The 7,078-nt window shown below is 66.4% G+C and carries 8 protein-coding genes; 4 read left to right on the forward strand and 4 right to left on the reverse strand.

Going from position 1 to position 7,078, the window contains the following annotated elements; genetic code table 11:
- The first annotated feature begins 366 nt into the window (after positions 1–366).
- Positions 367–693, forward strand: coding sequence for an RNA-binding protein (locus PGN37_RS22690; protein WP_335333242.1), 327 nt, complete (start codon positions 367–369; stop codon positions 691–693).
- The gene (locus PGN37_RS22695) at positions 693–1,463 is read left to right on the forward strand and encodes an SDR family NAD(P)-dependent oxidoreductase (protein WP_335333243.1); all 771 of its coding nucleotides are present in this window, start codon (positions 693–695) and stop codon (positions 1,461–1,463) included. The genes PGN37_RS22690 and PGN37_RS22695 overlap by 1 nt, the downstream gene beginning before the upstream one ends.
- Here the strand turns inward: PGN37_RS22695 and PGN37_RS22700 are convergent.
- Together PGN37_RS22700 and PGN37_RS22705 are read right to left on the reverse strand one after the other, a co-directional pair.
- Positions 1,460–2,239 (reverse strand): enoyl-CoA hydratase/isomerase family protein, encoded by a 780-nt coding sequence (locus PGN37_RS22700; protein WP_335333244.1) that lies wholly within the window; start codon positions 2,237–2,239, stop codon positions 1,460–1,462. The genes PGN37_RS22695 and PGN37_RS22700 overlap by 4 nt on opposite strands.
- A 9-nt stretch (positions 2,240–2,248) precedes the next feature.
- Positions 2,249–2,938, reverse strand: a complete 690-nt coding sequence (locus PGN37_RS22705) for a TetR family transcriptional regulator (RefSeq protein WP_335333245.1) — start codon at positions 2,936–2,938, stop codon at positions 2,249–2,251.
- Between the two features lie 71 nt (positions 2,939–3,009).
- On the opposite strand from PGN37_RS22705, the gene PGN37_RS22710 reads away from it, so the two are divergent.
- Together PGN37_RS22710 and PGN37_RS22715 are read left to right on the forward strand one after the other, a co-directional pair.
- Positions 3,010–4,065, forward strand: coding sequence for a ferredoxin reductase (locus PGN37_RS22710; protein ID WP_335333246.1), 1,056 nt, complete (start codon positions 3,010–3,012; stop codon positions 4,063–4,065).
- Between the two features lie 50 nt (positions 4,066–4,115).
- On the forward strand, positions 4,116–5,249 hold the full coding sequence (locus tag PGN37_RS22715; protein WP_335333247.1) for a fatty acid desaturase family protein: 1,134 nt from the start codon (positions 4,116–4,118) through the stop codon (positions 5,247–5,249).
- Positions 5,250–5,288: 39 nt separating this feature from the next.
- Here the strand turns inward: PGN37_RS22715 and PGN37_RS22720 are convergent, their stop codons facing one another.
- Both PGN37_RS22720 and nei2 read right to left on the reverse strand, forming a co-directional pair.
- Positions 5,289–6,200, reverse strand: a complete 912-nt coding sequence (locus PGN37_RS22720) for a hypothetical protein (RefSeq protein WP_335333248.1) — start codon at positions 6,198–6,200, stop codon at positions 5,289–5,291.
- A gap of 100 nt (positions 6,201–6,300) precedes the next feature.
- On the reverse strand, positions 6,301–7,062 hold the full coding sequence (nei2, locus tag PGN37_RS22725) for an endonuclease VIII Nei2 (protein ID WP_335333252.1): 762 nt from the start codon (positions 7,060–7,062) through the stop codon (positions 6,301–6,303).
- Between the last annotated feature and the right edge of the window lie 16 nt (positions 7,063–7,078).

Here is a 7,078-nt window from a genome sequence, read left to right on the forward strand (position 1 = left end):
GAACGCCCACTGTGCGCCGTCAAGTGCGCACCAGGGAAATGTACGGCATCGTCAACGAGTTCGCTGGGCGAATCTTTGAAATCGACAAAATTTGCCCGGACGTCGCCTTCTGGCCCGAAATGCGCTCTACGTCATATTTGCTCAGCACGGCGAGATGCCGCTACGACGGGCTGTCGCGACTCGAGCGTCGCGCTGGCGCCCGTGTGCTGTACAGATGTCGCGCCGCGCGACACGAACGCGTGATCCTGGCAAATGTGATCACCAGCGACACGCGCCGCGTTGAGTACATTTCGGCCGCGGCATCGAGTGGCGACTGCCACAATCGACGCTGATCCGCGGCGGGTCGGCGGACAGGAAGGAGTGCGGGTGCGCATCAGCTGGCTAGTGGCGACGGCGGTGACGGTCGGGGTGAGTCCCCTGCTGGTGCCGTCCCCACCCGCGCAGGCGATCTGCGGTTCGGTGAGCGGCAGAATCGTCGACGTCACCGGGTGTTCGGACCCGCTCTGGGAGCTCAACGGTGTCCTGACGCCGCCACCACCTCCGCCTCCGCCGCCTCCGCCGCCTGCGCCGGGCGCGCCGCCACCGCCGCCACCGCCGCCACCGCCGCCGCCACCACCACCGGTGGCGTGGACACCCAATGTCAGCGTGTGCGCCGATGTCGGCCGGCGAATCAGCGTCAGCGGGTGCGTGTGATGGACCGACCGACCTTCGACCGACTCTTCGACATGTCCGGCCGGACCGTCATCGTCACCGGCGGCACCCGTGGGATCGGGTTTGCACTGGCGCAGGGCTACGTCCTTGCTGGCGCGCGCGTGGTGGTGGCCAGCCGAAAAGCCGAGGCCTGTGAGCAGGCCGCAGCGGCGCTGCGCGAGCTCGGAGGTGAGGCGATCGGTGTGCCCACCCATCTCGGTGAGGTGGACGATCTGGGTGCACTGGTCGAGCGCACCGTCACCGAATTCGGCGGCGTGGATGTGGTGGTCAACAACGCGGCCAACGCGTTGGCCCAGCCGCTCGGTCAGATGACTCCCGACGGGCTGACGAAGTCTTTCGACGTCAATCTGCGCGGCCCGGTGTTCCTGGTGCAGGCCGCGCTGCCGCATCTGAAGGCCAGTGACCATGCCGCGGTGCTGAACATGGTGTCGGTGGGGGCGTTCATCTTCGCGCCGATGCTTGCGATCTACGCGTCGATGAAGGCCGCGCTGATGTCGTTCACGCGCTCGATGGCAGCTGAGCTGGCGCACGACGGGATCCGTGTGAACGCGTTGGCGCCCGGGCCCGTCGACACCGACATGATGCGCAAGAATCCGCAGGAGGCCATCGACGGCATGATCCGCGGCACCTTGATGCGTCGGCTGGCGACCGCAGACGAAATGGTCGGCGCCGCACTGCTGTTGACCTCCGACGCGGGCAGTTACATGACGGGTCAGGTCATCATCGTCGACGGCGGCGGGACGCCGCGCTAGGTCTTGCGCAGCACCTTCGCGGCGGCCTCGCGCATTTCGCCGCTGGTGGTGGACAGGATCTGGCTGCGGTTCTCCAGATGCAGCGCGGTTTCCAGGCTGCCGGCGTCGAGGTTGGCCCAGAGCACCTGCTTGGTCGACTCCACGCCGAATTTGCCGTAGCCGCAAAGCGTTTCGGCGATGGACAGGGCCTCGTCGAGAGCGTCGTCGGCCAGTCGGGACACCAGGCCGAGGCGCAGTGCTTCGTCGGCGTCGACGACGCGGGCGGTCAGGATGAGGTCGAAGGCGTGGCCGCCGCCGACGATGCGGGGCAGCGTGTAGCTCACGCCGATGTCACAGCCACCCAGCCCCAGCTTGATGAACTGCGTGCAGAACCGCGCGGTGGGGGCGGCAACGCGAAGGTCGCACGACGCCGCGATGCCCAGTCCGCCCCCGTAGGCGACGCCGTTGACGGCGGCGATCACGGGCTGCCGCAGCCGGTGGATCTTGGCTGTCAGGTCGGCGATGCGCTCCTGCCACCGCATACCCGAGCGGGGGAACTCCAGGCCGCCACCGGTCTGTGCGGGATCGGAGGTGCGTAGGTCCAGTCCGGAGCAGAAGCCGCGGCCCGCGCCGGTGAGCACCACGACCCGGCAGGTGTTGTCGGCGGCGACGGCGTCCAAAGCCGCGTGCAGCGCCTCGACCAGTTCGTAGGACAGCGCGTTGAGCGAGTCGGGCCTGTTGAGGGTCAGCACGGTGATCTCGGGCCGGGGTCGTGTCACTTCCAGAACGGACGCCATGGCGTCACGCTAACTGCTGCGCCACTCCGACACTCCGATGGTGATCATTCGCAGTTGTTTGATCGCGATCCGGCGAATCTCGGCCACCGCCACGGGATCGGTGGTGTCTTCGAGGGCCTCGGCGATCGAGATCATCGAGTTCACGAACACGCTGGCCAGGATGTTCAGGTCCTCGCCGCTCCAGGTGTTCAGCCCGGGGAAGCGGGCCAGGTCGATGGCCAGCTCGGAGGTGATCAGGCGGATCTCGGAGCGGATGGCGTAGCGCAGCACGGTGACCCCGCTGGAGCGCTCGCGTCCGATGAACAGCCAGTGTTCACGCCGGGCCTGCACGCCTTCGATGAGGATGTCCACCGAGGATTCGATGACCCTGTTCGGGTCGAGCTTGCCGGCGCGTCCGCCCCGCAACATGTCGCGCAACGTGCGGAAAGACTCGTCGATCAACACCAGGCCGAGCGCATCCATCGACTCGAAATGCCGGTAGAACGCCGCGGGCACGATACCGGCCTCGCGGGTCACCTCCCGCAGGCTCAGGGCGCTGAAGCTGCGCTCGGCGAGCAGGTGCAGCGAGGCGTCGACGATGGCCCGGCGGGTCGCTTCCTTGCGTTCTTCGCGGGATTGCGTGTCGCGGCCCGCTCCCGACCGAGACCTACTCGACCCCCTGGAACGGTCCGAGTGTGACCTGGGCGTACGACTGTTCACTGTTTGTGAAACCTACCACACGCTGCATTGATCTCTTGACGCAGGGGGTGCTGTGCGCGCACGGTATACACATGTTCACTCAAACTTTGACCACGCGGACACGGCGGTCGAGGCTGCTGGACCTCCTGACTGGACCGCACGGAGTCGATCGCTACACCGAGCTGGTCGATCCGACCTGGACGCGCGGGGATGCCCGAGCGCGGGTTGTCGCGGTACGCCGCAGCACCCCCCGTAGCGTGACGCTGACCCTGGCGCCCAACGGCGCGTTCACCGGATTCCGGGCGGGCCAGCACATCAACTTGTCGGTCGAGATCGACGGTCGCCGTCGCACGCGTCCGTACTCGCCGGCCGGCGCCGAGAACGACCGCCACGTCGAGCTGACGGTCGGCCGCCACGAGGGCGGCTTGGTGTCGAATTACCTCTGCGAACACGCCCACCCCGGCATGGTCGTTCACCTCGACTCCGTCGCCGGCGAGTTCGTCCTGCCGCAGACGCTGCCCGACCGGATGCTCTTCGTCTCGGGCGGCAGCGGCATAACGCCGGTGATGTCGATGCTGCGTACGCTGCGCGCGCAGGGTCACCGCGGACAGGTCGCGTTCGTCCACTACGCACGCTCGGCTCACGAGGCGGCCTACCGCGACGAGCTCGCCGAGATCGCCGCGACGATGCCGAACGTGACGGTGCGGCACGGCTTCACCCGCGACACCGAAGGTTCTGACCTCACGGGACGGTTCGGTGCCGAGCACCTGCCCTTCGCCGACCCGGAGGCAGTCTTCGTCTGCGGACCGCCTGCCCTGGTCGATGCGGTGCGCGAAATGTTCCCCGACGCTGCCCACGAGAGCTTCGTGCCGCCGGTCTTCGACGGTGAATCCTCCGGGGGGCAGGTCACGTTCAGTGACAGTGGGATCGAGCTGACCGACGACGGTCGCCCGCTGCTCAACCAGGCCGAGGATGCGGGCCTGATTCCGGAGAGCGGATGCCGCATGGGCATTTGCTTCTCCTGCACGCGACGCAAGAACAGCGGCGTGGTGCGCAACGTCATCAGCGGTGCGGTGTCGTCCTCGGACGAGGAAGACGTGCAGATCTGTGTCACCGCTCCTGTCGGCGACGTAGACATCGCTCTCTAGAAGACCAGAAGATCCGACCCAGTTCGTCACTCTCTGCGAAAGGAACCGAGATGACCGAGACATTGGACACCACAGAAACTTTCGACACCGCCACGCCCCAACCCAAGACACTGTCGAAGACCGTCGGCGGCCGCACCATCACCATGACCCCCGAGCAGGCCGAGGCCTTCGGCCGGGAACTCGACGCGCTGAAGGAAAGCGTCATCGCCGACCTCGGCGAACGTGACGCCACCTACATCCGCCGCATGATCAAGGCTCAGCGCGGACTCGAAATCGGAGGACGCGCACTGCTTTTCGGTGGCATCTTCCCACCGTTCTGGCTGGCAGGAACGGCGATGCTGGGTCTGTCGAAGATTATCGACAACATGGAGATCGGCCACAACGTCATGCACGGCCAGTACGACTGGATGGGCGATCCGGCGATCTCGAGCCGCAACTTCGAGTGGGACACCGCCTGCCCGGCCGAGCAGTGGCGGCACTCGCACAACTACATGCACCACACCTACACCAACATCGTGGGCATGGACCGCGACGTGGGCTACGGCATCCTGCGGATGAGCACCGACCAGAAGTGGAAGCCGTACTTCCTGGGCAACCCGGTCTGGGCGTTCCTGCTGATGGTGCTGTTCCAGTACGGCGTCGCGCTGCACGAACTCGAGAGCGAGAAGATCGCTTCTCGTGAGATCACGTTGCGCGACAAGCGCGAGATCCTCGAGGGCATCTGGCGCAAGACCAAGCAGCAGACGCTGAAGGACTATGTGGCGTTCCCGCTGCTGGCCGGCCCGTTCGCACCGTGGGTGTTCGCGGGCAACATGACGGCCAACCTGATGCGCAACGTGTGGGCGTACATGATCATCTTCTGCGGTCACTTCCCCGAGGATGTGCAGGAATTCTCGATCGAGGAGACCAAGGCCGAGACCCGTGGCCAGTGGTACTTCCGGCAGGTGCTGGGTTCGGCGAACCTCTCCGGCGGCAAGCTGTTCCACATCCTGAGCGGCAACCTGAGCTTCCAGATCGAGCACCACCTGTTCCCGGACATCCCGGCGTTCCGCCACGCGGAGATCGCGCCGAAGGTGCGTGACATCTGCGAGCGCTACGGCGTGCCCTACAACAGCGGCCCGCTGCATCACCAGTTCGCGACGGTGGTTCGCAAGATCGTCAGGCTGGCGATGCCCTGGAACTGAGTTCCCTCCGATACGCCGAAACTGTATTCCGCGTGCGTCTCAGGCACTTCTGAGCGCCGTGGATGCAGTTTCGGCGTATCGGTATGCGGAGCGGGGGATCTGGATGCTGCCGCGCCACCCACGCGAGGTCATGATCTCGTGGAGGGCGCCGAGAATCACCACGGGATTGTCCTCTCGGACGACCCCGATCACGTGCCAGCCGAGACGCTGCAGGACTGGCATCGCGGCCCTGTCCCTCAAGTACTGCAAGCGGTCACTCTGATGCTGCACACCGTCGTATTCGAGCGCTACCCCATAGCGCCGCCAGCCGAAATCGAGTCGGCGGACGTGACGACCGAACTTGTCGGTGACGACGATCTGAGTTTCCGGCACCGGGAAACCGGCCTCGACGACGAGTTGTCGCCACCAAGACTCGCGCGGAGATTCCGAGCCGCCGTCGACGAATGGCAGGACGGTCTTCAGGCGTGCAACGCCGCGAGCGCCGCGGTAACGCTCGGTGAGGTACATGACGTCGGCGACGGAGAATGGCCGCGCGCGCATGAGGGCGTCGAGTCGGGGGAGCGCGTCGTGGCGTCGAAACCGGCCGAGGTCGAACGCTGTTCGTGTCGGAGTCGCGACGGCGAGGTCGCCGATCCGCTGCCACTCGTCGTCGCCGATTCGCTCGTTGCGGGCGACGATGCTGCCCGGTGGTCGCGTGCAGCTGAATATCATTTCGATGTCCGTGGCAGCGTCCACCCAGCCGGCCCCGTGCATCGCTGACGCTGCCAGCCCGGTGACGATGCCGGTACGCCGAGTCCACAACCACGCGCCCTCGATCCGATCGCGCAAGGTGGGCTCGGTGTCCCTGGGCACGTGCACGTTCGGGAAGATGGGCCGGTAGAGGCGACGGAGTTGGTGGCTCGTGAGGAGGCCGCTCGAGACGGCTTCGGTTCCGATGACGACGGTGCTCATGCCGGAATGTTCGAACGCGCCTCCGACACGATCCGTCGAGATTGCGCTCAGCGCGGTAGTTATCCCCAGATCGGCACGCGGGATACAGTTTCGGCGAGGGTCAGCGCTGGCAGGTGGGGCACCAGTAGGTCACCCGGTCGCCGTCCTTGTCGGTCTGGACGCGTGTGCCGCAGCGCCGGCACGGCAACCCCGCCCGTCCGTACACCCAGACGTCCTGACCGGGCCGCGTATTGCCGGTCGTGGTGCGATTGATGCGTAACCTGTTGAGCCACAGCATCTGCTGCGCACGAGTGACCACTCGCTGCGGATCGGAGAGTTCGCCGACAGGCGTGGTGGGCCGCAGCCCGAATACGAACGACATCTCGTTGGCGTACACGTTGCCGACGCCTGCCATCACCCGCTGGTCGAGCAGCGCCTCGGCCACCGGCCGCGACGGATCGGCCATGAGGTTGGCCGCCGCCACCTTCACCGAGTCCGTCGACCAGTCGTCTCCGAGCAGGTCCGGGCCGAGGTGTGCGACGGCATCCATGTCGTGGTCGCGCTCCAGCACCTCGAGCACGCCGAGGTCGATGCCGGAGGCGACCGAATCGGCGGTGCCCAGGACGATTCGGATCTTGTAGGCGGGCGCCTTGACCCGGCCGATGATCCACGAGCCGTCCATCTTCAGGTGGGAGTGGATGCTTGCCTGGCCCACCCGGATGAACAGGTGCTTGCCGCGGCTGAGCACCTCGTCGACGACCTGTCCGGACAGGTTTACCGCCGCGTAACGGGGTACCCGAACGTCGCAGCGCGTCAAGGTCTTGCCCTGCAACGCTTTCCGCAACTTGTCGGCGGTGCGGAAGACGGTGTCACCCTCGGGCATCAGCGCAGCCGCAACC

The sequence above is a fragment of the Mycobacterium kyogaense genome (assembly GCF_036946525.1).
In the GTDB taxonomy this organism is placed as follows: Bacteria; Actinomycetota; Actinomycetes; order Mycobacteriales; family Mycobacteriaceae; genus Mycobacterium; species Mycobacterium kyogaense_A.

What these genes read in the sequence shown, in the direction of transcription:
- PGN37_RS22700 (WP_335333244.1), bottom strand. Translation starts at nt 2,239, where the DNA reads ATGGCGTCCGTTCTGGAAGTGACACGACCCCGGCCCGAGATCACCGTG.
- PGN37_RS22695 (WP_335333243.1), top strand. Translation starts at nt 693, where the DNA reads ATGGACCGACCGACCTTCGACCGACTCTTCGACATGTCCGGCCGGACC.
- nei2 (WP_335333252.1), bottom strand. Translation starts at nt 7,062, where the DNA reads ATGCCCGAGGGTGACACCGTCTTCCGCACCGCCGACAAGTTGCGGAAA.
- PGN37_RS22715 (WP_335333247.1), top strand. Translation starts at nt 4,116, where the DNA reads ATGACCGAGACATTGGACACCACAGAAACTTTCGACACCGCCACGCCC.
- PGN37_RS22720 (WP_335333248.1), bottom strand. Translation starts at nt 6,200, where the DNA reads ATGAGCACCGTCGTCATCGGAACCGAAGCCGTCTCGAGCGGCCTCCTC.
- PGN37_RS22710 (WP_335333246.1), top strand. Translation starts at nt 3,010, where the DNA reads ATGTTCACTCAAACTTTGACCACGCGGACACGGCGGTCGAGGCTGCTG.